Below are 20,917 nucleotides of genomic sequence, written 5' to 3'. Positions count from 1 at the left end.
TCTGTATTGTGTTCTATAATCGAACAAACAGTTCCCATATAGAACGCTAGCTGACCATGAGCCGGAACACAAGGGTAGCCCGGCGAGCCCGGCGTCCAGTAACCCCGCACCTAGGATGGACCCCATGACCCCGAATGCCGGCACCGCCCAGGCTTCCCCGTCCCAGACGCTGTCCCGCGGTATCAGGGCGCTGGAGATCCTCGCCGAGGCCCAGCAGCCGTTGACCATTGCCGAACTCGCCGACGCCATGGGCGTCCACCGCTCCGTGGCCTACCGGATCCTGCGCACGCTCGAGGACCACTCGCTGCTGGTGCGTGACGATGGCGGCCGCGTCCAGCCCGGCCCGGGCCTCGCGGTCCTGGCCCGCGGGGTCTCCCGGAACCTGCAGTCGGCGGCGTTGCCGGAACTGACCCAGCTGGCCAACACCCTGACCATGAGCGCCTTCGTGGCGGTCTGGGACCGGGAGGAGTGCGTGACGCTGGTGACCGTGGATCCGCGGCACAGCGGCGCCGCGGTGGTGCAGCACCCGGGTTCGCGGCACCCCATCAGCGCAGGGGCGCCGGGCATTGCGATCCAGTCAGCCTACCCGGAGCAGGAGTGGCGGGCCCTGGTCCCGGGCATCCCGTACCGGTCCGAGGCGGCCGAGGCCCGGCGCCGCGGCTATGCCGCCAGCCATGACGAGGTGATCCCCGGGGTGTCCTCGATTGCGGTGCCGCTGCGTGTGCCTGGCGGGCGTCCGGCCGCCCTCGCCGTCGTCTATATCCGCGCCGCGCAGGATCCGGACGAGGTCGCAGCGGCCCTGACCGAGGCGGCGCGTCGCATCGAGGCGCAGCTGGGCTAAGCCCGCGGAAAGCGCCGCCGCAGCGCTGTCCCGTCGGGGTCTATGCGGCCGCGGCCGTCTTCTTCCCGCGCTGCCGCAGTACGACGGCGGCTGCCGTTCCGAGCAGGAACAGCGCCGTGGCGGCGCACACCGGAACCAGGAAGGCCGTCGAATACCCGAAGTTCTGCGCCAGCTGTCCGGCGATGGAGGATCCGAGCGCGGTGCCGGCCACAATGCCGCTGGCCAGGGCTGTCATGACCGTGCCGAGCTTTCCGGCCGGGGCCACGAGGCCGCCGATCGCGAAGACAGTGACCATGAGCGGACCAACGGGCAGGCCCAGGACCAGCAGTACAAGGACCATGGGCAGCGCCGTCGAGGGCAGCAACAGCAGCGATGCGAAGCCGGCCATCAGGGCCGCGCAGGCAATCCAGCGGGCGTTCACCGTGAAGCGCCGGGGCCAGTACGCGACCGAGAGGGCGGCCGCGGCAGAGCTCAGTCCCATGACTGCGTAGAGCAGGCCCGCGAGTTCGGAGGTGGCGAAGCTGGCGGAGAAAGAGCTCAGGGCTGTCTGGGTGGAGCCGAAGAACGTGCCCATGCACACCATCGCCAGCACCGGGAGGGCGACGGCGGCGAAGGTTTTGACCCGCCGGGCTGCCGTGCGGGTTTCCCCGTGGTTGTCCCCCGCCGTCGTGGGCGCCGGGCCGGCCGCGTGGCCTGCGGCAGGACCGGCGGGCCGGCGTTTCGTTGTGCGGACGACCGCAAGGTGCGTGGGGTGGACGGCGAAGGCGGGTACGAGGACCACGGTCAGTGCTGCAGCGAGGGCCAGCGGCAGCCACGGCGCGAGCAGGCTCGCGAGGATTCCGACGAGTGCGGGGCCGAGCACGAAGGTGAGCTCGTCCGCGGTGCTTTCATAGGAAAGGGCGGTGTCCAGGTCCGCGGAGTTTCCGGCCGCACCGGTTCCGGAGCCGGACGTCCGGGAGGTCAGTGCCATCCAGCGGACGCGGGCCAGCGGACCGACCTGCGGGCAGCTCACCCCGGCCACGAAGGCCGCGGCCAGCACGGGCACCGCGGCGGCAAGGTCGTGGACCCCGGGGATGAGGTAGGCCGTGAGGATCAGGGCAACGATGGCCACGGTGTTGGCGACGGCGGATACGAGCAGGACGCCGCGCTGGCCGAGCCGGTCGGCGAGGACGCCGAGGACGGGGGCACCGAGTGCGGAACCGATGCCGACGGCGCCAGCCGCGGCGCCGCCCACGGCGTACGAGCCTGTGACGGCGGTGACGAGTGTCAGGGCGCCGACCGTCAGCATGGCAAGCGGCAGTCGGGCGAAGAGCCCGAGGGGGATGAAGCTGCGGCCGGCGAGCAACGGCAGCTGCGCGTAGCGGCCGCCCTTTCCGGGCGACGGGGCAGGCAGAGCGTCGGTCGAAATTGAAGCGGCCGGCAGCGCGTAGGTCGGCGGCAGTGGGGCGTCAAGAGTAGACACCAAAGAAGACGGTGAAGGGTTCATGGTTTCCGGGTTCGCTAAATACGGCGCATCGTCCCTCCTCCCGATGCGCGCGACCCGGTAACAGACCAATGATACCCGATCCCCGGACGCCGGCCCTGGGACCAGACCCCGGGACGGGACCCAGAGTGGGCCCCGGGACCGGTCCCAGGGCCCACTCTGGGTCCGGCTCAGGCCCGGGTGTCGTCGCTGATGTGCAGGGTGGAGCCGCTGCGGCCCTTGTCCACCTGGAGCTGGGTGCCGATGCGCTGCTTCATTTCGGCGACGTGGCTCACGAGCCCCACCACCCGGCCGCCGTCGCGGAGGCTTTCCAGGGCGTCCATGACTTGTTCCAGCGCCTGTTCGTCGAGGCTGCCGAAGCCCTCGTCCACGAAGAGGGTCTCGATGTCCACGCCACCGGACTCATGCTGCACGACGTCCGCCAGCCCAAGGGCCAGCGCCAGTGAGGCCATGAAGGACTCGCCGCCGGAGAGGGTGGCGGTGTCCCGGCGCTGGCCGGTCCACTCGTCCACGACCTCCAGGCCAAGGCCGGACTTCGCGCCGCGTGCTGCCTTGGCGTCGGTGTGCTGCAGCGTGTAGCGGCCATCGCTCATACCGATCAGGCGTTCGGAGGCAGCGACGGCCACCTGCTCGAGCCGGGCGGCGAGGACGTAGCTGTTCAGGCTCATGCGATAGGTGTTGTCTCCGCCGCCCTTGGCCGCGTCGGCGACGGCGGTGAGCATCGCGGCCCGGTCCCGCGGTTCCCTGCCGGCGGCAGCGAGGTCCGCGTAGTCACCAGCGATGCGCCCGAGTATCCGGAGCGAGTTTTCCGCCAGCCCGGCCGCAAGCACGGCTTCCCGGGCTTTGCGTTCCGCCGCCGCCGATTCCGTCCTGAGCTCCTCGAGGGCGGCGTCGCTGACGATGTCCCCGGCGGCCCGCTCGGCTGCCGCCAGGGCCAGGTCCTCTCCGGCGAACAGTTCCTGGATCCTGGCGGCCTCGTCCTGTCCGGCCCGGATGGCCGTTTCGAGGCTTGTGGCCACCGGCGTTGGCAGCAGCGCTTCCCGCGCCGCGGTTTCGGTGCTGAAACCGGCTCCGGGAAGGGCCACTTCAAGGTGCCGGCGTGCCTCCGCGGTGCGGGCGGCAGCCTGTTCGTGGGCTGAGTGTGCGGCGTCGGCGTGCTCCAGGACCGCCGTGGTTGCCGTCAGGGCGGCGATCCGCTGTTCGAGGGTCGCGTGGCCGGCGCGCAGCTTGTCCAGGGTGGCTTCGAGGGCCTGTGCCTGTTCGTCGATTTCGGCGATCGTCGATTGCGTCTGCACGATGCCGGAGGCGGCGTCGGCCTGCGCCCGCTCTGCGTCGGCGATCACCGCTTCGAGTTCTGCCATCCGGGCCCGGCTCGCAGCAAGGTCCGTGGCAGCGCGGACGGCGTCATCAGCCCGTTCCCGGGCCAAGGCTGCCTCCTCACGGGCTTCCCCGGCAGGTGTGTTGCCGCCCTGGGCGGCCAGGACGGCGACGTTCTGTTGGGCCTCGGCGAGCTCACGACCTAGGGCGGCGACGGCTTTTTCTGCCGTGTCGCTGGCCAGTTGCGCGGTTTTCTCGGCCTCGGCGACGGCCAAGGCGGAGGCTGCCGCTGGGGCAGGTGCCGGGTGCTCAGGGCTGCCGCAGACAGGACATGGGACCCCGGCCAGGAGCTGGGTGGCGAGCTCGGCGGCGGCGTTGGTGAGCCGTTGCTCACGGAGGTCCAGCCAGTGCTGCCTCCGGTCCTGGTGCGTACTGAGGGCCGCGGCGTGCTGTCCGGAGATTGCCGCGCACTCGGCCTCGGCGGCGAGGAAGCGGCCAACGATGGTCACGAGTTCGTCCGCTGCCGTGGCCTCCTTGGTGCGCAACTGGACTTCCGCGGCCAGCTCCTCGAGGGGGCGGATGCCGGCGGACAGGGCCGCCGACTCAGTGCGCAGGGTGTCCAGTGCGGCGGTACCGGCAAGCCGTCCTTTTTCCAGCTCCTGCAGTTGCAGGCGCAGCCGGCTGCCGCGCTGGGTCAGCCCGAGGAACCGGGCTTCGTCGGGCAGGCGTTCGGTGAGCACTGCGTGCAGGGACCGCAGCCGGGCGAGGGTTCCGCGGACGGCCGCGCTGTCCAACATGACGGATTTACCCGCCCGGACGGGGTCGGCATCGTCGTCGTCGGCGGTGGGGGCGCCGGCGTCGAGGACGTCCTGCCCGGCGAGCTCCGGGTCTGTGGCGGCCGCGGACCGCAGCTGCCGCGCGGCCTCCAGCAGGGCCGTTCCTGCCAGGTCCTCAGCTGCCGCGGCGCTTTCGACCGCCTGCAACTGGCCGCCGAGCATTTCGGCCTGGCGGTGCAGGCCCAGTGTGACGGCCTTGCCCGCCAGGACGGGGGCGGCGGCGTCGGCGTCGATCCGCCGCTGTTCCGCGGCGGCGAGTTTGGCGTGGCGGTTGGCCCGCGCGTTCGCCGCCTCCAACAGGGACGCCTGATCGGCGGCCTGCTTCTCGGCTCCCGCGGCAGCGCTGCGCCGGCCCTCCGCGGCGGCTGCCGCGGCGGCGTCGAGCCAGGCCAACAGGGCATCGGGCTCGTCCCGGCCTGGGGCGCCGTCGGGGTCGAGTTCGAGCGCCGCTGTTTCGGCCTCCGCCTGTGCCAGCAGCAGGTCCAGCTTCGCGTTGAGGTTGGCGACCTCGGCCTTGGCGGTCTGCGCCTGCCGGGACAGTTCCTGTTCCACGGCTTCAAAGCGCTGGGTGCCGAACAGGCTCTGCAGCAGCTCCAGACGGTCGGACGCCTTGGAGCGCAGGAACGCCGCGAAGTCCCCCTGCGGCAACATGACCACGCGCGTGAACTGGTCCCGGTTCATGCCCAGGACGTCGGTGATCTCGGCGCCGGCCTCATCATTCCGGCCCGATTTCTCCACCCACGCGCCGTCGATGCGTTCGCGCAGCAGCGTGTTGGCCTGCTGGACCGTGAAGCCGTTCCGGCCCCGGGCACTCGGCTTGTCCCACGCGGGCGAGCGGGAGACTTCGAAGTGCCGGCCCTTGGCCGAGAATTCGCAGGTGACGCGCGGTTCGGCGGCGGCCTCCGCGTGGTCGCTGCGCAGCCGCTTTCCGTCCTGTCGGGCCCCGGGAACCGATCCGTAGAGGGCGAAACAGATAGCGTCCAGGACGCTGGTCTTGCCCGCGCCGGTGGCGCCGTTCAGCAGGAAGAGCCCGTGTGCGCTCAGGCGGTCGAAGTCGATCCGCTCCGTGCCGGCAAACGGGCCGAACGCGGAAATCTCCAGGCGGTGGATCTTCACAGGGACACTCCTTCCAGGCGTACGGCGTCGAGCGCCTCGGCGAGGACTGCGGCTTCGGCGTCGGAAGCCGGCCTGCCCCGGACGTGCTCGAGGAATCCGCAGCAGACGGAGAGGTCGTCCCCGGCTTCGGCCAGCCGGCTGCTGTAGCTGGCTTTGGGCGCCGCGCCGGGACCATCGGGATCGAAGCCGAGCACCAGGGTGTCGGGGAACCGTGCCCGCAGGCGGTCCATCGCCTGGGCCGGGCGGGCCTCGTCCGTCAGCGTGATCTGGCAGTAGGCGGTCTCGGCCCACGCGAAGTCCTCCGATTCCAGTAGGTCATCCAGCTTCCCGCGGAGCACTGCGAGGGTCCGGGGCGCGTCCCAGAGCACTTCGCGCACGCCGCCGATCCCCTCGGCGTCGACCTCCACGAGCCAGCTGCCCTTCCTGTGCTTCGCCTCCGAGAACGAATACGCGAGCGGCGAGCCGGAGTAGCGCACTGCCGGGGAGAGCTCCTGCCTGCCGTGCAGGTGGCCCAGTGCGGTGTAGCCAAAGCCGTCGAAGAGATCCAGCGGGACCGCGCCGACGCCGCCGATGCTCAGATCCCGTTCGCTGTCGGAGCTGATGCCGCCGCTGGCGAAGGTGTGCGCCAGGACCACCGAATGGACGGTCCGGGTCTGACTCCGCTGCCGCACGTCGGCACGGATCCGTTCGGTGGCGGCGCGGGTGACCTCGAAGTGGCTCGCGGTCTCTACGCCCAGCTGCTCGGCGACGAGCCGGGGCTCCAGCCAGGGGATCCCGTAGATGGCGAGCACCGGCGCTGCCTCATTCCCGGCATCGTCCCCGAGCGGAAAGAGCACGGGAACGTCCAGTTCATTCAGCCGTGTGCGCAAATGCACTCCCCCGCGCTCGAGCAGCCGCGACGCGAACCCCAGCCTGATGGCGGAATCGTGGTTGCCGCTGGTCAACACAACTTCGGCGCCGGCCCCGGTGAGGCGCACCAGGGCGTCATCCAGCAGGCCGACGACGTCGACGCCCGGCAATGCGCGGTCATAGACGTCCCCGGCGATGAGGACGACGTCGACGCTCTCTTCCCGGACAAACGCCACGAGCTGGTCGATGAAGGCGCGCTGGGCATCCAGCATGCCGATGCCGTGGAAGGACCGGCCCAAGTGCCAGTCGGAGGTGTGCAATAACCGCATATTCCTACGGTATCGGCTGCCACCGACACTCTTGCGCCACCACCCCGGAGGTGTGACGGAGGTTAAAAGTGGTCAGCAGTGGCTACTTCCCGCCCTTGCGGTCGAAGAAGCTGCGGGCCTCGTCGTTGCCGGCGGGGACGGCCGAAGCAGAAGCGGTGGTGGCCGTGACCTCGGCCAGCCCGGCGTCATCGAAATCGGCGCCATCCACATCGGCTTCCGTGAGCTTTCCGTCGGGCTGGGCGGTGAGCTTTCCGTCGGGCTGGTCGGCGGGCTGGTCGGTGACCGCGTCACTGGCCTGTCCACTGGTCCGGGCCGACTGCACGAAGCCGCGGAAAACCAGCCCGGCGATGGCCGCACCGACCACCGGTGCCACCCAGAAGAGCCACAGCTGCCCGAGCGCGTCCGGGCCGCTGAAGATGGCCGCCGCCGTTGCCCGGGCCGGGTTGAACGGCACATTGCCGAGGGCCTGGCCCAACTGCAGGAGCATCGCCGTCGTCAGGCCGACCGCGAAGGGCGCAGCCGCCCTGGCCGGATTCCGGCGGGCGGTCGTGGCAAGGAAGATGGCCACGAGCAGTGCCGTGCCGAGGACCTCCACGAGCAGGACGCCTGCCATGGGCACCTGGATGATCGAGTGCTCGCCGAATCCGGCGGCCACGGTGGCGAATGCGCCCTGGGAGTCGTTGATGGTCGGCACGGTGCGCAGGACGCCGTACAGGGCGACGGCCCCGAGCACGGCGCCCACCAGCTGCGCGCCGATGTAGGCGGCGGCGTTGGCAAGCCGGATCCGGCCGGCGATGGCGTTGCCCACGGTGACGGCAGGGTTGAAGTGGCCGCCGGAGACGTAACCGACGGCGAGCATCGCCGCCGTCAGGGTCAGGCCGGCGGCCAGGGCGGCGGGCAGCGGGCTCGACTGCGGAATGGTGAAGAGCGGCACGCCCAGGCCCGCAACCACGACGATCAGGGTCCCCAGGGCCTCGGCGGACAGCCGGGCCACGAGCCCGGGCCGGGGCGGGACGTCGCTGGCGGCCGGTGGCTGGACGTCAACGGAGTCGGGGGCTGGCACAAGCAGGGTCATGGTCAGGATTCCTTTGCTGGCGGCGCGCCCAGGAGCTGCAGTTGCGGCGTCGCTGGACCGCCGCCGGTTCGTGGTCCGGGGCGGCCTCGGCCGCCTGGGAGAATGGGTCCGCCAGCAGTCTGCCAGCGCAATCTGGATGTTGGCTGGATTCCGGCTGGGTGCCCGTTCCGGGCCGCGACTCAGTGCCTCAGTTCAGTGCCCGAGGGCCACCGCGGCTACGGCGCTGGCGGCGAGGACCACGACGGCGGCGGCGGCCCAGCGTAGCAGCGTCGCCGGCGGCGCAGCGTTGGACCGCCGGAGCTCGCGCCCGCGGACCAGCACGCACACGCCCAGGACCAGCGTCGCGGCCATGGCGGCCAGCGCGCAGATGCCAAGGAAATCAACGGGACCTACAACGCCGCCCCGGGATCCTGCGAGCGCCCAGCTGCGCCAGACCAGCAGGTCCGCCACGATGAGGGCCAGCAACGTCCGGCGCCAGGCCAGGGAGGTCCGCTCGGGCTGCAGCCCGGGGTCCCTGGCCGCAGCTGGCCTCACCGCGCCACCAGGATCAGGACCGCGAACACCAGGGCCGCAGCCGCGACGCCGATGGTCATCACCAGCATCACTCCGGAGAACGGCAGCTCCCTGTTGTTCCGCATGGCAGCCTCCATGAGCCCCCACCGGTGGTAGGACAGGGCGGCCAGGCCAGCGCCCAGGAACGCGAGGATGACGCACAACACGATCCGCACGGGTCCCGGCGCGATCTCCGGGGCCAGCTGGTCGATCGCAAGGGCTCCGGCAACCAGGGCCAGGGACGTGCGGATCCAGGCCAGGAACGTCCGCTCGTTGGCCAGGGAGAACCTGTAGTCGGGGGTGGTCCCGGTCTTCCGCCACGCTGGTTCGCGCATTCGTTTCCTCCGCTGCCCGGCGGTACGGCGCCGGCGGTTGCCTCGTCTGACCGCTGGACGGGTCCTACCAGCACCCTACCGGCCTTCCGCATCCGCCGCCGCCCGGCCCCCAGGCGGCGGCGCTAAGTCCCCGGCGGCCGGCGGCATTGCGGGGTGCGGTGCAGCGCCGGGTAAATTTGAGGGCATGAGCACCGAGCCCGGGACCAGCCCCGCACCCGCCCCAACACCCGGCCAGCCGCACTCCCCTGCCCACGGCTCGCGCATCCACGGCTGCCTGCTGGGCGGCGCGCTCGGAGATTCGCTGGGCTACGCCGTCGAGTTCGACAGCATTTCCGCCATCCGGGCCCGGTTCGGCCCCGCGGGCCTGCAGGATTTTTCCGCGCTCGACGCCGGCAGCCCGTTTTCGGACGACACGCAAATGACGCTGTACACCGCCGACGGCCTCCTCGAGGCGCTGGAATGGGCCAACGACGGCGTGGCGGCGGACATCAACGCGTGCCTGTGGCTCGCGTACCTGCGCTGGCTGGGCACCCAGGGCGTCGCCGTGCCGGCGTCGGCCCCGTTCCAGCCGCCGCGCTGGATCGATGCCCAGGAAGTCCTGAAGAGCCGGCGCTCACCCGGCAACGCGTGCCTGAGCGGACTCGCCACGGGCGAGATGGGTACCGTGAAGTGGCCGGTCAATCCGGATTCGAAGGGCTGCGGCACCGTGATGCGGTCGGCGCCCTTCGGCCTGATCCCCCACCTCGAAGCGGAAACGGTCTATAAGCTCAGCGCCGATGCCGCGTCCCTGACGCACGGCCACCCCGCGGCACGGCAGAGCGCCGGAGTTTTCAGCCTTCTCATCCATGCCCTGTCCTCCGGCCACGGGCTGCGCGAAGCGGCGGAATCGGCCCTCGGGCAGCTGCTCGGCGGCATCCTGCGCAAGGGCGAAAATCCGGATCCGGAGGTGGTGGCACGGCTGGAGGCGGCCCTGCGGTTGGCCGGAGACCTGCCCGGCGGAGACGTGCTCAGCCCCGAGGGCCTGGTCGGCGAACTCGGCGAGGGGTGGGTGGCCGAGGAAGCCCTTGCCGTCGCGCTGTACGCCGTGCTGGCCACAGCCCCGGGAACCGGGACAGGAACGGGGACGGCGGACGCCGGCGCTGCCGAGGCCGATCCCGCCCAGGCCCACTTCCGTGCCGCGATCGCGCTGGCGGTGAACCACAGCGGGGACAGCGATTCAACGGCGTCGATCGCCGGGAACATCCTGGGCGCGTTCTACGGCGAGCGGTGCCTGCCGGCAGACTGGCTGGCGGCCCTTCAGGCGCCGGAGGTCATCCGGGGCATGGCGTCGAAGCTGGCCGCCGTCACTGGCTCATAGCTTCGGCCGGCAACACTCGGCCGGGCCCGTGCACGCCAGGTGTCGAGTCTCCGGCATTTGCGCAGCGCAGCCGGCTGCGCCCGGAAGCAGCGGCCCGGCTTGCCCGCGGGACATGCCCCGTACCGCCCCGCTGCGAAGGACATGTCCATCCCCGGCCGCGGCATCCTCAGGACATGCCCATCTCCGGCGGCGGGGACTGGACATATTGCCACTATGTCCACCCGTCCGAGCCTCCGGAGGCCATGTCCGTCCCTGACGGCCGCCTCGGCGGAACCCGGCCGCTTCGGCGGAGCCCCGGTGCTCCGGACCTAAGCGCCCCGAATCCTAGGCGCCGCGGAGCGAGATGTTGTTGCAGGCTTCGCAGACGTCCTCGGGGATGAGCCCGCGGCGCTGCAGGAAGCCGAAAATGGTGCAGCCGAGGCAGAACCCGGCGAACGCCTCAAGGGACGCGGCGGCGATCAGCACGGCGAGCAGCACCCACGCCGCCGGCGCGAGGCCGGCGGCCAGCAGCACCGCCGACGCCGTCGACACGGCAGCGCCGATGCCCTGGGCGAACCGCTTGGGCGGTCCGGGAACGAGACGGGTCCGCCCGAGCCAGGGCGTCAGGACCTTGACCGAGAGCTGGGCCAGGGGCGAGATCCGGGGACCGAACAGCACGCGCAGCCAGAAACCGGCCGCGATGACGGCGAGCCCCCAGCCGAAACCGGTCAGCAGGGTCACGGCGGACAGCGCCACCACCAGGGCTGCGGTGATGCGGGCGGCGTACTCATTCACCGGGTTCGGAAACGCGAACACCCGATGCCAGTCAATTCCGTGCGTCGCCGGTGCTGACTTCGCGGGCGCCGACGACGCCGAGTCCGCCGGCATTAACGCCGGCGGCGCTGACTTGGCCGGCGCTGTGGGGGCCTGTGCATCCGTGCGTTTGCTCATCCGCCAAGGCTACGAGCGGGCGCGCCGTGGGAGGAATGATTGTTGCGCCGTGTGACTGCCGGATCAGCCAGGACCGGATCAGCCAGGACCGGGTCAGGCAGGACCGGGTCAGGCAGGTGCGGCAGACAGATGTCCGCCGACCATCTGGAGGAATTCGCCCTCGGACAGGACCTCGATCCGTTGCCCGCGTTCGTGCAGTTCCAGGACGCGGCGCGCCTTGCCGGTCAACCGGCCGGAGCGCAGGTCCGCGGCCACAAACCCGTCGCCCACCACCAGAACGGTAGTGCGGGCTGTCACCCGGCTTTCGGGCCTGGCGCCAAGCTCCGCGGAACGGACCTTGGCAACGGGGCGGGGAATTGCCAGTTCGCCGGTGAACACCACGGTCTGGCCGAACAGCGGGTGGTCGGGGCTGGCGGCGGCGTTGGGTGTCGGGTTGGGGCCTTCCTCCGGCCACCCGGCCACGAAGCGCCGGCCCGGGGGCGAGCCGGCGGTTCCCCCCGCGAGCGCCTCCATGGCGGCCAGGGTGGCCTTGGACAGCGGGTCGCGCCGGGGGTCGAACGCCGGCTGGTGGGACACCGTCAGGCCGAGGGACAGGTACAGTTCCGCGATGCTTGCTGCCCCGTTGCGGGCCGCGATGTCGATCAGGATGCCGGCACAGGCGCGGGCGTCCTCGGCGGCATCGTGGTGGTTGAGCAGCGGGACCCCGGCCTCCTCGGCGGCGTAGGGCAGCGAATTGGACACCAGGGAGTAGCAGCGCCGGGACAATATCACCGTGCAGACGTAGTCGTAGGCCGGTCCGGACAGCCCGGACACCTCCAGGCCGGAGCGGATCACACCGAGATCGAACCCTGCATTGTGGGCCGCGAGCACGTCGCCGCCGATGAACGCGCCGATCTCCGGGAACAGCTCCCCGAACCGCGGCAGTCCCGCCACCTGATCCGGCCGGATGCCGTGGATCCGGACGTTGTGGGGATCAAATGTGTCATGGTTTTCCGGTGGCCGCATGAGCCAGGAGGCTTCCTCTACGACGACACCGCCACGAACCTTGCTCAGGCCAACAGCGCACGGTGAACCGCGGAAACCGTTCGCGGTCTCAAAGTCGATCGCCGTAAAGTCCAAAGTCACGGCCCAACTTTACCGCCCGCGGACGGACCCTCCCGCACCGGACCGGCCCCCGGGGCTGGGCCCCGGGCCTGCAGCCTGCCGTCAAGTACCCTTAACAGGTGAACGTACTAGCAATGAGCGACCTCGCCGTGTCCGCCCTTGGCGGCGCCGGCCCCGTCCAGCCGCAGATGGCCTCCTTCCTGCCGGACTGGCTCAACCCCCAGGTTTTCCTGGCGAATCCGGCCTTCGCGCCGTGGGTGGTCCTGCTGGTCTGCGGCATCATCTTTGCCGAAACCGGGCTGCTGATCGGATTCTTCCTGCCTGGGGACTCCATGCTGTTTACTGCCGGGCTGCTCGTGGCCACCGGCACCATCCAGGTCAACATCTGGGTCCTGACCGCGCTCATCATCGTCGCCGCGATCATCGGCAACCAGGTGGGCTACCTGATCGGGTCCAAGGCGGGACCTGCCCTGTTCAACAGGCCCAACTCCAAGCTGTTCAAGCGTGAAAACGTGGATAGTGCGCATGCGTTCTTCGAAAAGCACGGCGGCAAGGCCCTGATCCTGGCCCGGTTCGTTCCGATCATCCGCACCTTCGTCCCGGTGATCGTGGGCGTCGCGCAGATGAGCAAACGCAAATTCTTCACCTACAACGTGATCGGCGCGGTGCTGTGGGGCGGCGGCGTCACGCTCCTGGGTTACCTGCTCGGGGACAAAGTGCCGTGGGTCAAGGACAACCTGGACATCATCTTCATCGCCATCGTGCTGGTCTCCGTGATCCCGATCGCCATCGAGGTTGTCCGCGGCACGATCGCCAAGCGCCAGGCCGAGAAGTACGGCACCGACGTCGTAGACGAATTCATCGAAGAGCACGAGCCGGAAGAAGAACGCCGGACCCCGTAGCGCAGCGCCGCAGTAAATGCAGCGCAGCGCCCCAGTAAATGCAGTGCCGCAGTGAACGCAGCAGTTAACAAGGAAGGCGCCCCACCGAGTGGGGTGCCTTCCTTCGTCCTGAGCCTGGCCGGGCCGGCTACTTCCCGGCCAGGGCCTCGACGATGGCCGGCAGGAGCGCCCGGAACGCATGGCCCCGGTGGCTGATGGCGTTCTTCTCCTCGGAACTGAGCTCGGCGCAGCTGCGGTCCAGCCCGTTCGGCTGCAGGACGGGGTCATAGCCGAAGCCACCCTCCCCGCGCGGCTCCCGCAGGAGTGTCCCTTCCAGCTGCCCGTATTCCACGACTTCCCGGCCGCCGTCGGGCGAGGACCCGGGCACCGCCAGCGCTGCCGCGCAGACGAACGCGGCCCCGCGGTACTCGTCCGGCACGTCGGCCAGCTGGGCGAGCAGCAACTGCAGGTTCGCGGCGTCGTCGCCGTGCCGGCCGGACCAGCGGGCCGAGAAAATCCCGGGCGCGCCGCCGAGGACGTCCACAGAAAGCCCGGAGTCGTCGGCGATCGCCACGAGCCCCGTGGCCTCGGCCACCGCCCGGGCCTTGAGCAGCGAGTTTTCGGCGAAGGTTACGCCGGTCTCGGCGACGTCGGGGGCACCGACGGCGCCGGCGTCCACCACCTGCGTGTCGACGTCGAGCCCGGGAACCTGGCCGCGGAGCAGCTCACGCAGTTCCCGGAGCTTGCCTTTGTTGTGGGTGGCGAGGACGAGCCGCGGGCCCGGGCCGTCGGCTTCCGGCCGGTCCGCGACGGGCGTCTCCGTCACGGGGCCTCCGCCAGGGTGTCGCGCTGGATCGCGGCGAGCTGCTCCGTGCCCAGCAGCGCCAGGTCCAGCAGCTTGTTCAGCTCGTCGCGGTCGAACGGTGCGCCCTCGGCGGTGCCCTGGACTTCGACGAACTTGCCGGAGCCTGTCACCACGACGTTCATGTCGGTCTCGGCGCGCACGTCTTCGACGTAGGGCAGGTCGAGCATCGGGACGCCGTCGATGATGCCGACGGACACCGCGGCGATCGTGTCGATCAGGGGCTGGGCGTTGCGGGCGATCATCTTCTTCTCGCGGGCGAACCGGATGGCGTCGGCCAGTGCCACGTAGGCTCCGGTGATCGCCGCGGTGCGGGTGCCTCCGTCGGCCTGCAGGACATCGCAGTCCAGCACGATCGTGATCTCGCCGAGGGCCTTGGTGTCGATGATGGAGCGCAGCGAGCGGCCGATCAGCCGGGAGATCTCGTGGGTGCGGCCGCCGATTTTGCCTTTGACGGACTCACGGTCGGACCGGGTGTTCGTGGCCCGGGGCAGCATGGCGTACTCGGCCGTGACCCAGCCGCGGCCCTCGCCCTTGAGCCAGCGCGGCACGCCTTCGGTCAGCGAAGCCGTGCACAGGACCCGGGTGTTGCCGAACTCGATCAGGGCCGAACCCTCGGCCTGCTTGGACCAGCCGCGCGTGATGCTGATCGGGCGCAGCTGGTCGGGGGTACGGCCGTCGGCGCGGATGACGGGGACACTGGGAGCTTGGGAAGTCATGCCTTTAGCTTATCGACTCACCCGCCCCGGCCCGCGCGGGCGGCCAGCGCGCGCTAGACGGTGTAGTGCACACCCGCGACGGCGACGGCCACGTCCTTGCCGAAGATCTCCTTGGCCTCGGCCATGACGGTGGTCGGCGACGTCCAGACGGGAATGTGCGTCAGCAGCAGCCGGCGCGCGCCGGCGGCGACGGCGGCCTCCCCCGCCCGCTTGCCCGTCAGGTGCACGTCCTTGATCCCGTCGTCGCGGCCTTCTTCGAACGCCGCCTCGCACAGGAAGAGGTCGGCGTCGCGAGCGGCGTCCTCCAGGCCCGCGCAGGAATCCGTGTCCCCGGAGTAGCTCAGGACGCGGGTCACGGGCGTGCCGTCCTTGGCGGGCTCGGTGACCTCCACGCGGAGGGCGTAGGCCTCCTCAACGGGGTGGTTCACCGCGTAGGGCGTCACCGTGAACGGGCCGACGCTGACTGGCTTGCGCTCGGACCAGTTGCTGAAATCGAATTCCTCGTGCATGCCCGGATCCAGGTCCAGCCCGTAGGCCGTGGCCATCCGGTCGGCCGTCGCGGCAGGCCCCCACACCGGAATCCTGCCCCGTCCCCAGCCGCCCGGCTTCCAGCGCACGGCAACATGGAGCCCGCACAGGTCCATGCAATGGTCCGGGTGCAGGTGGGTGAGGAAGATCGCGTCAATGTCCTCCAGGTCCGTGTAGCGCTGGATGGCGCCGAGCGCCCCGCTGCCGAGGTCCAGGACGATCTTCCAGTTCCGCTCGCCGTCGTTGGCGGTCAGCAGATAGCACGACGCCGGCGAGCCCGGCCCCGGGAAGGAGCCGGTACAGCCCACGATGGTCAGCTTCACAGCCTTGGTCCTCCGCCCGCGGATCCGCCCACAAAGTTGGAGATCCGCGGCCCGCCCGTGCCGGCCCGGGCGGCGGCGATCATTTCCGGGGTGATCCGGGCGAGGCTGCCGGTGGGGTACTGCGCCGCGACGTGGTCCACGTGGCGGACACTGAGGACCTCGGGGCCCAGGAAGCGCCGGGCGAGGTGCTCAAACTGGGCGGCGTCGCCGGTGGCGATGAAATTGTGCTCCGGCGCCGCGGTGTCCGTGCGCTCCAGGCCCCGGGAGGCCAAAGCCCGGTAGACGTCCTTGGCCGTCTCCTCGGCGCTGGAAACCAGCGTGACGTCCTCGCCCATAACGAAGGAGATCACGCCGGTGAGCAGCGGGTAGTGGGTGCAGCCGAGCACCACGGTGTCCACCCCGGCGGCAATGAGCGGTGCCAGGTAGTCGCGGGCGACGGCGAGCAGTTCCGGTCCGGTGGTAATCCCGGCCTCCACGTACGGCACGAACGCCGGGCAGGCCACGGACGTGATCTCCAGGTCCGGGGCCGCGGCGAAGGTGTCCTCGTAGGCGCGCGAGCCCACCGTGGCCGAGGTCCCGATCACCCCCACCCGGCCCGTCCGGGTCGCCGCGACGGCACGCCGCACGGCCGGCTGGATCACTTCGATCACGGGGATCCCGTACCGGGCCGTGTACCGTTCGCGGGCGTCACGCAGCACGGCGGCGGACGCGGAGTTGCAGGCGATGGTCAGCAGCTTCACGCCGGAATCCACGAGCTCGTCCATGACGCCGAGGGCGTTGGCCCGGACTTCGGCGATGGGAAGGGGTCCGTAGGGGCCATGCGCAGTGTCACCGACATACAGGATGGATTCGTTGGGCAGCTGGTCGATGATCGAGCGGGCCACCGTGAGGCCGCCGACGCCGGAGTCGAAGACGCCGATGGGGCGCGATGCCAACCCGGCATTTCCGGCGCTGCCCGCTGCGGTCTCCGCCGCAGCTGGCGCTGCCGGATCCGTATTTGATGCTGAAGTCATGATTATTCGAGGATAGGGCTTCACTACAGGCGCGGCCATCACATTGTGTCCTGCAACTCGTGTCTGATGGGTCACACGGGTTTCCGGCGGATGGGCAACGCGGGGAAGACCCCTGCTCATCGGTGGCAGCCTGCCGCTGTCCCCGCCCTGTATGCTATGGGCGCCGTCGAGATATCGGGGGCGACCGTCGTGCCCCCACGATGGACGAAACAGCGAAAGGACCGCATATGACATGCGACGGCTGCACGACGTCGTCACAGCTCGACTTTGATTTCAGCATGGCCTTCCAACCGATCTATGACGCCGTTGCTGGTCGCGTATGGGGCTACGAGGCACTGGTCAGAGGCTTGTCGGGCGAGGGGGCTTTTCACGTCCTGTCCAGAGTCGCACCTGAGCAGAAGTACCGTTTCGACCAGGACTGCCGCGTCAAGGCAATCGAGCTGGCATCGCGGCTGTTTCCTGCCGGTGAGGGCTTGATTCTCTCCATCAACTTCATGCCGAACGCGGTCTACGAACCGGCTGCGTGCCTTCGTGCGACGCTGCTTGCAGCCAGGCGTTGCAGCTTTCCGACGTCGTCGATCATGTTCGAGTTCACGGAGAATGAGGAGGTTTCCGACACTGCCCACCTCACGAACATCATCACCGAATACCGCAAGCATGGTTTCACCACCGCCATCGACGACTTTGGTGCCGGTCATGCAGGGCTGGGGCTCCTGGTCGATTTCCAGCCAGACCTGATCAAGATCGACATGAAGCTCATCCGGGGAATCGACACCAGCCCGGCCCGCCAGGCTGTCGTTGCTGGCATCGTCGGCATCGCCAGGGAGCTCGACATCACGGTGCTCGCAGAGGGCATCGAGACGGAGGCGGAGTTCCGGATTCTGAAGGAAGCCGGCATCCGCTTGTTCCAGGGATATTGGTTCGCAAAGCCGGCATTCGAGGAGCTTCCGCAGATACAGTCCGTGCCTGTTTCTGACGCCACCGCTGTCGCTTAGCGGCCCTACCTATCGAGCGAGTGCACCATGGCCTGGACCAGCGACTCCTGCAGCCACGTGGTGAAGTTGTACACCAGGGCCAGGTAGCTTTCGACGTCCTCGGCCTGGGCCCAGTCCTGCATGAGGTGGATGTTGTCGGCGTCGGCATCGTCACGGATGTCGAGGCGTTCGGCCAGCACCAGCCGGACATCGTTGAGCGCGGTGGCCCAGTGCCGGGCGTCGTCCGGGGTCAGGACGAGGTTGTCCCGGTCCAGGCTAAGTGCGGCCGCCTTCAGCGCGCCGATCTTGCTTTCGCGCAGCGACCGCTCGGTGTAACGACGGAACTCCAGGGAGGCGTCGTCGTCGTTCTTCATCACGTTCGGCAACAGCCGCCGCATGGCGCGGTCCGAGGGTTCGCGCGCTTCGGTGTCCAAACCCACCAGGGCCGCCAGCGGGTCCTCGTTGGCGCGCTGCTCCGGCTCCAGCATGGATATGACGTCATCGAAAAGGCTGCGCAGCAGCTCCCGCTCGGCCGGCTCCAGATGGCCCTTGATGCCCTTGAGCCCGTACTTGAATGCCTTAGCCACGTTTTCCCTTGCCTTTGCCGGAACCGCCGGCGTTGCCGCCGGTGGCCTTTTCAACCGTCGCCCAGAGTCCGTAGCCATGCATCGCGACGGCGTGCTGCTCCACCTGTTCCTTGCTGCCGTGCGCCACGATCGAGCGGCCCTTCTTGTGGACCTCCATCATCAGCTTGTTCGCCTTGGCCTCCGAGTAGCCGAAATAGCTGCGGAACACATAGCTCACATAGCTCATCAGGTTCACGGGATCGTTCCAGATCACAAGGTTCCAGGGGACGTCCGGGGCGGTCAGGACGTCGCCGGACGTCACTGTTCCGGTCTGGGTACTCTCCCGTGTGTCGGGGCCGAGCGCAACGCTGAGGGTCATCTGTCCATTCTATGGGGATGCACACTAGAGTGAATTTGTGAGTACCTCCGCTGGCTGGGACCGTCCCCGCACGTCCCTGTACACAGACCACTACGAGCTGACCATGCTGCAGGGCGCCCTGCAGTCCGGCGCGGCGCACCGCAAATCGGTCTTCGAGGCCTTCGCCCGGCGGCTCCCGGACGGGCGCCGCTACGGCATCGTGGCAGGCACCGGCCGCCTGCTGGAGGGGATCGCGAACTTCCGCTTCGGCGAGCCGGAACTGGACTACCTTCGCCGGACCAAGGTGGTCAACGACCAGACACTGGATTACCTGGCCGGCTACAGCTTTTCCGGCGACATCTGGGGCTATCCGGAGGGTGAGGCGTACTTTCCGAACTCCCCCGTGCTGATCGTTGAGTCCACGTTCGCCGAGGCCTGCATCCTGGAGACCTACCTGCTCTCCGTGCTCAACCACGACTGCGCAATCGCCTCTGCCGCCTCCCGGATGATCTCCGCGGCCGGGACCCGCCCGTGCATCGAAATGGGATCGCGCCGGACGCACGAGGAATCGGCGGCCGCCGCTGCCCGGGCCGCGGTCATTGCCGGGTTCGACAGCACCTCGAACCTGGAGGCCGGATTGCGCTACGGGCTGAAGACGGTGGGCACGGCCGCCCATTCCTTCACGCTCCTCCATGACACCGAGCGGGAGGCCTTCGAGGCCCAGATTGCCGCCTTTGGGCCGGACACCTCCCTGCTGGTGGACACGTACGACGTCGAAACGGCCGTCCGCACCGCCGTCGATCTCGCCGGGGACAAGCTGGGCGCTGTCCGGCTGGACTCGGGCGACCTCGTGGCCCAGGCCCAGTGGGTGCGCCGGCTGCTCGACGAGCTCGGCAACGACCACACCAAGATCGTGGTGACCTCAGACCTCGACGAATTCGCCATCGCGGCGCTGGCGTCCGCGCCGGTGGACTCCTACGGCGTGGGCACCTCGCTCGTGACCGGGTCCGGGGCCCCGACGGCGAGCATGGTCTACAAGCTCGTCAGCCGCACCGACGACGCCGGCGATTTCATCTCCGTCGCCAAGGCCGCCAAGAACAAGGCCAGCAAGGGCGGCCGGAAGTACGCGCTGCGCAAGCTCAACGAGCGCGGGACCGCCACGGCCGAAATCGTCGGCGTCGGCCATCACCCGGAGGACGACGGCAACGACCGTCCGCTGCTGCAGCAGTTCGTCAAGAACGGCGAGCTCCTCCCCGGGTGGACGGGCCCGGAGGGGGTCCAGCGCGCGCGCCGGCGCCACGCGGAAACCATGCGGGAGCTTCCCGCGGTGGTCAACCGGCTCCAGCGCGGCGAGGCGGCCATCCCCACCATCTACGAGGAGGACTGAATGTCCCGCGCCCTGATCATCGTTGATGTCCAAAACGATTTCTGTGAGGGAGGTGCCCTGGCCGTCCCCGGCGGGGCAAGCCTGGCCGGGGAAATCAGCGAGTACGTTGACGCCCACCACGGCCAGTTTGACCACGTCGTGGCCACCCAGGACTGGCACATCGATCCGGGTGAGCACTTCTCGGAGAAACCCGATCTCGTGGACAGCTGGCCGCGGCACTGCGTGGCGGGCACCCGCGGGGCCGAACTGCATCCCGATCTTGATCCCGAACACATCCAGGCGTACTTCCGCAAGGGCCAGTTCGCCGCGGCGTACTCCGGCTTCGAAGGGCTGCTGGCCCCCGAGGACGAAATCCCCACCGGCGACCGCCAGCCCGGCGCCATGCCCGTTACCGGCGCCGGAGGCTCCGGCGACTCCGAAAACGCCGCAGACTCCGAAGACTCCGAAGACTCCGACAACACAGTGAGTTCCTTCGCCGGCAGTGATTTCGCCGCCGGCGAGGACGCGATCGGACTGGACGACTGGCTGCAGAGCCACGACGTCGAGGACATCGTGGTGGTGGGCATCGCCACGGACTACTGCGTCAAAGCGACCGCCCTGGATGCCGTCCAGGCCGGCTACTCCGTCACGGTGCTGCGCGGCCTGACGGTCGGCATTGCCGAAGACCTGGACGATGCCGTGGCCGAGATGGAGCTCGGCGGCGTCGATGTCCTCTGAGCCAGTAGACTCGAAATCCTTGCCCCATCGCCAGTCTTGCCATATTGACAGACCCGTAGAACCCCGGAGTACACCATGAAGAAGACCCTGACCGTCCTGATTGCCGCCGGAGCGCTGCTCGGCGCGGCCGGCTGCTCTGCCACGCCGCAGCTGACCAACGAGGAAACCTGCGCCCGGGTCAAGACCGTGGTCTCCGCCCAGTCGGCCACATCGGACAAGACCGGCATGACCCGGGTCGCCAACCAGCTGCGGCCCATCAAGGCGGCGGCATCCGAGGACCTGCGGGCCCCGCTGCAGACCATCATCGAATACTTCGACGAGTCGGCCAAGCCCTCCCCGGACACCGCCAAGCTCGAGGACATGAAGGCCGACTACACCGCGGCAGGTCAGACCTACGGCCAGGTCTGCGGCGCCGGCCAGTAGCCGAAGCAAAGTTCACAGCAGAGTAAACAGCAGAGGGACCAG

Annotated in this window: 21 protein-coding genes; 7 read left to right on the top strand and 14 right to left on the bottom strand. The window is 69.5% G+C overall.

What is annotated here, in order from left to right:
• Positions 1-124 precede the first annotated feature (124 nt).
• Positions 125-841, top strand: coding sequence for an IclR family transcriptional regulator (locus AC1DNG_RS17875; RefSeq protein ID WP_230008911.1), 717 nt, complete (start codon positions 125-127; stop codon positions 839-841).
• A gap of 40 nt (positions 842-881) precedes the next feature.
• Here AC1DNG_RS17875 and AC1DNG_RS17870 read toward each other — a convergent pair whose 3' ends face one another.
• The 6 genes from AC1DNG_RS17870 to AC1DNG_RS17845 form a co-directional block, all read right to left on the bottom strand.
• The gene (locus AC1DNG_RS17870) at positions 882-2,306 is read right to left on the bottom strand and encodes an MFS transporter (protein WP_476873246.1); all 1,425 of its coding nucleotides are present in this window, start codon (positions 2,304-2,306) and stop codon (positions 882-884) included.
• Between the two features lie 188 nt (positions 2,307-2,494).
• Complete coding sequence (locus AC1DNG_RS17865; RefSeq protein WP_476887899.1) at positions 2,495-5,593, bottom strand: AAA family ATPase; 3,099 nt, start codon at positions 5,591-5,593, stop codon at positions 2,495-2,497.
• On the bottom strand, positions 5,590-6,771 hold the full coding sequence (locus AC1DNG_RS17860) for an exonuclease SbcCD subunit D (protein WP_476857503.1): 1,182 nt from the start codon (positions 6,769-6,771) through the stop codon (positions 5,590-5,592). The genes AC1DNG_RS17865 and AC1DNG_RS17860 overlap by 4 nt, the downstream gene beginning before the upstream one ends.
• An 82-nt stretch (positions 6,772-6,853) precedes the next feature.
• Entirely contained in the window at positions 6,854-7,846 is a 993-nt protein-coding gene (locus AC1DNG_RS17855) for an MIP/aquaporin family protein (protein WP_476887898.1), read from the bottom strand.
• Positions 7,847-8,038: 192 nt separating this feature from the next.
• Entirely contained in the window at positions 8,039-8,380 is a 342-nt protein-coding gene (locus tag AC1DNG_RS17850) for a DUF202 domain-containing protein (protein ID WP_230012221.1), read from the bottom strand.
• Positions 8,377-8,733 carry a YidH family protein gene (locus tag AC1DNG_RS17845; protein WP_476887897.1) on the bottom strand — a complete coding sequence of 119 codons (357 nt, stop codon included), beginning with the start codon at positions 8,731-8,733 and terminating at the stop codon, positions 8,377-8,379. The genes AC1DNG_RS17850 and AC1DNG_RS17845 overlap by 4 nt, the downstream gene beginning before the upstream one ends.
• 184 nt (positions 8,734-8,917) lie before the next feature.
• Here AC1DNG_RS17845 and AC1DNG_RS17840 point away from each other — a divergent pair, with 184 nt between their 5' ends.
• A complete protein-coding gene (locus tag AC1DNG_RS17840; RefSeq protein WP_476887896.1) occupies positions 8,918-10,090 on the top strand; it encodes an ADP-ribosylglycohydrolase family protein in 1,173 nt (390 codons plus the stop codon).
• Positions 10,091-10,414: 324 nt separating this feature from the next.
• On the opposite strand, the gene AC1DNG_RS17835 is transcribed toward AC1DNG_RS17840, so the two are convergent.
• Positions 10,415-10,957, bottom strand: a complete 543-nt coding sequence (locus tag AC1DNG_RS17835) for a DUF4395 domain-containing protein (protein WP_476887912.1) — start codon at positions 10,955-10,957, stop codon at positions 10,415-10,417.
• A gap of 171 nt (positions 10,958-11,128) precedes the next feature.
• Positions 11,129-12,145 carry a 3'-5' exonuclease gene (locus tag AC1DNG_RS17830; protein ID WP_476887895.1) on the bottom strand — a complete coding sequence of 339 codons (1,017 nt, stop codon included), beginning with the start codon at positions 12,143-12,145 and terminating at the stop codon, positions 11,129-11,131.
• Positions 12,146-12,258: 113 nt separating this feature from the next.
• On the opposite strand from AC1DNG_RS17830, the gene AC1DNG_RS17825 reads away from it, so the two are divergent.
• Positions 12,259-13,026 carry a VTT domain-containing protein gene (locus AC1DNG_RS17825; protein WP_476887911.1) on the top strand — a complete coding sequence of 256 codons (768 nt, stop codon included), beginning with the start codon at positions 12,259-12,261 and terminating at the stop codon, positions 13,024-13,026.
• A 127-nt stretch (positions 13,027-13,153) separates the two neighbouring features.
• Here AC1DNG_RS17825 and rdgB read toward each other — a convergent pair whose 3' ends face one another.
• Genes rdgB through murI form a run of 4 tightly spaced genes read right to left on the bottom strand, consistent with a single transcriptional unit; the run spans position 13,154 to position 16,450 of the window.
• Complete coding sequence (rdgB, locus tag AC1DNG_RS17820) at positions 13,154-13,831, bottom strand: RdgB/HAM1 family non-canonical purine NTP pyrophosphatase (RefSeq protein WP_476887894.1); 678 nt, start codon at positions 13,829-13,831, stop codon at positions 13,154-13,156.
• The gene (gene rph, locus AC1DNG_RS17815) at positions 13,828-14,586 is read right to left on the bottom strand and encodes a ribonuclease PH (protein ID WP_028276043.1); all 759 of its coding nucleotides are present in this window, start codon (positions 14,584-14,586) and stop codon (positions 13,828-13,830) included. Before rph ends, rdgB begins: the two co-directional genes overlap by 4 nt.
• A gap of 53 nt (positions 14,587-14,639) precedes the next feature.
• Entirely contained in the window at positions 14,640-15,437 is a 798-nt protein-coding gene (locus AC1DNG_RS17810) for an MBL fold metallo-hydrolase (protein WP_223915988.1), read from the bottom strand.
• Entirely contained in the window at positions 15,434-16,450 is a 1,017-nt protein-coding gene (gene murI / locus AC1DNG_RS17805) for a glutamate racemase (RefSeq protein ID WP_476887893.1), read from the bottom strand. Before murI ends, AC1DNG_RS17810 begins: the two co-directional genes overlap by 4 nt.
• A gap of 200 nt (positions 16,451-16,650) precedes the next feature.
• Here murI and AC1DNG_RS17800 point away from each other — a divergent pair, with 200 nt between their 5' ends.
• The gene (locus AC1DNG_RS17800) at positions 16,651-17,445 is read left to right on the top strand and encodes an EAL domain-containing protein (RefSeq protein WP_476887892.1); all 795 of its coding nucleotides are present in this window, start codon (positions 16,651-16,653) and stop codon (positions 17,443-17,445) included.
• A gap of 5 nt (positions 17,446-17,450) precedes the next feature.
• Here the strand turns inward: AC1DNG_RS17800 and AC1DNG_RS17795 are convergent, their stop codons facing one another.
• Positions 17,451-18,011, bottom strand: coding sequence for a DUF2017 domain-containing protein (locus AC1DNG_RS17795; protein ID WP_223915995.1), 561 nt, complete (start codon positions 18,009-18,011; stop codon positions 17,451-17,453).
• Positions 18,004-18,369 carry an ATP-dependent Clp protease adapter ClpS gene (gene clpS / locus AC1DNG_RS17790; protein WP_018775730.1) on the bottom strand — a complete coding sequence of 122 codons (366 nt, stop codon included), beginning with the start codon at positions 18,367-18,369 and terminating at the stop codon, positions 18,004-18,006. Before clpS ends, AC1DNG_RS17795 begins: the two co-directional genes overlap by 8 nt.
• Positions 18,370-18,406: 37 nt before the next feature.
• Between clpS and AC1DNG_RS17785 the strand changes: the two genes are divergently transcribed.
• From AC1DNG_RS17785 to AC1DNG_RS17775, 3 genes are all read left to right on the top strand, one after another.
• Positions 18,407-19,735, top strand: coding sequence for a nicotinate phosphoribosyltransferase (locus AC1DNG_RS17785; protein WP_476858822.1), 1,329 nt, complete (start codon positions 18,407-18,409; stop codon positions 19,733-19,735).
• Positions 19,736-20,452: an isochorismatase family protein gene (locus AC1DNG_RS17780; RefSeq protein WP_476887891.1), complete on the top strand. Its 717-nt coding sequence runs from the start codon at positions 19,736-19,738 to the stop codon at positions 20,450-20,452. It begins immediately after the preceding gene.
• A 75-nt stretch (positions 20,453-20,527) separates the two neighbouring features.
• A complete protein-coding gene (locus AC1DNG_RS17775; protein WP_223915998.1) occupies positions 20,528-20,875 on the top strand; it encodes a hypothetical protein in 348 nt (115 codons plus the stop codon).
• Positions 20,876-20,917: the final 42 nt, after the last annotated feature.

The sequence above is a fragment of the Arthrobacter sp. 01T425 genome, from assembly GCF_056398725.1.
This window is presented reverse-complemented; position numbering and strand designations above follow the sequence as displayed.

Coding starts and splice junctions, on each gene's coding strand:
- clpS (WP_018775730.1), bottom strand. CDS start 18,369: ATGACCCTCAGCGTTGCGCTCGGCCCCGACACACGGGAGAGTACCCAG.
- AC1DNG_RS17800 (WP_476887892.1), top strand. CDS start 16,651: ATGGACGAAACAGCGAAAGGACCGCATATGACATGCGACGGCTGCACG.
- AC1DNG_RS17845 (WP_476887897.1), bottom strand. CDS start 8,733: ATGCGCGAACCAGCGTGGCGGAAGACCGGGACCACCCCCGACTACAGG.
- AC1DNG_RS17835 (WP_476887912.1), bottom strand. CDS start 10,957: ATGCCGGCGGACTCGGCGTCGTCGGCGCCCGCGAAGTCAGCACCGGCG.
- AC1DNG_RS17875 (WP_230008911.1), top strand. CDS start 125: ATGACCCCGAATGCCGGCACCGCCCAGGCTTCCCCGTCCCAGACGCTG.
- AC1DNG_RS17780 (WP_476887891.1), top strand. CDS start 19,736: ATGTCCCGCGCCCTGATCATCGTTGATGTCCAAAACGATTTCTGTGAG.
- AC1DNG_RS17840 (WP_476887896.1), top strand. CDS start 8,918: ATGAGCACCGAGCCCGGGACCAGCCCCGCACCCGCCCCAACACCCGGC.
- AC1DNG_RS17860 (WP_476857503.1), bottom strand. CDS start 6,771: ATGCGGTTATTGCACACCTCCGACTGGCACTTGGGCCGGTCCTTCCAC.
- AC1DNG_RS17855 (WP_476887898.1), bottom strand. CDS start 7,846: ATGACCCTGCTTGTGCCAGCCCCCGACTCCGTTGACGTCCAGCCACCG.
- murI (WP_476887893.1), bottom strand. CDS start 16,450: ATGACTTCAGCATCAAATACGGATCCGGCAGCGCCAGCTGCGGCGGAG.
- AC1DNG_RS17825 (WP_476887911.1), top strand. CDS start 12,259: ATGAGCGACCTCGCCGTGTCCGCCCTTGGCGGCGCCGGCCCCGTCCAG.
- rph (WP_028276043.1), bottom strand. CDS start 14,586: ATGACTTCCCAAGCTCCCAGTGTCCCCGTCATCCGCGCCGACGGCCGT.
- AC1DNG_RS17775 (WP_223915998.1), top strand. CDS start 20,528: ATGAAGAAGACCCTGACCGTCCTGATTGCCGCCGGAGCGCTGCTCGGC.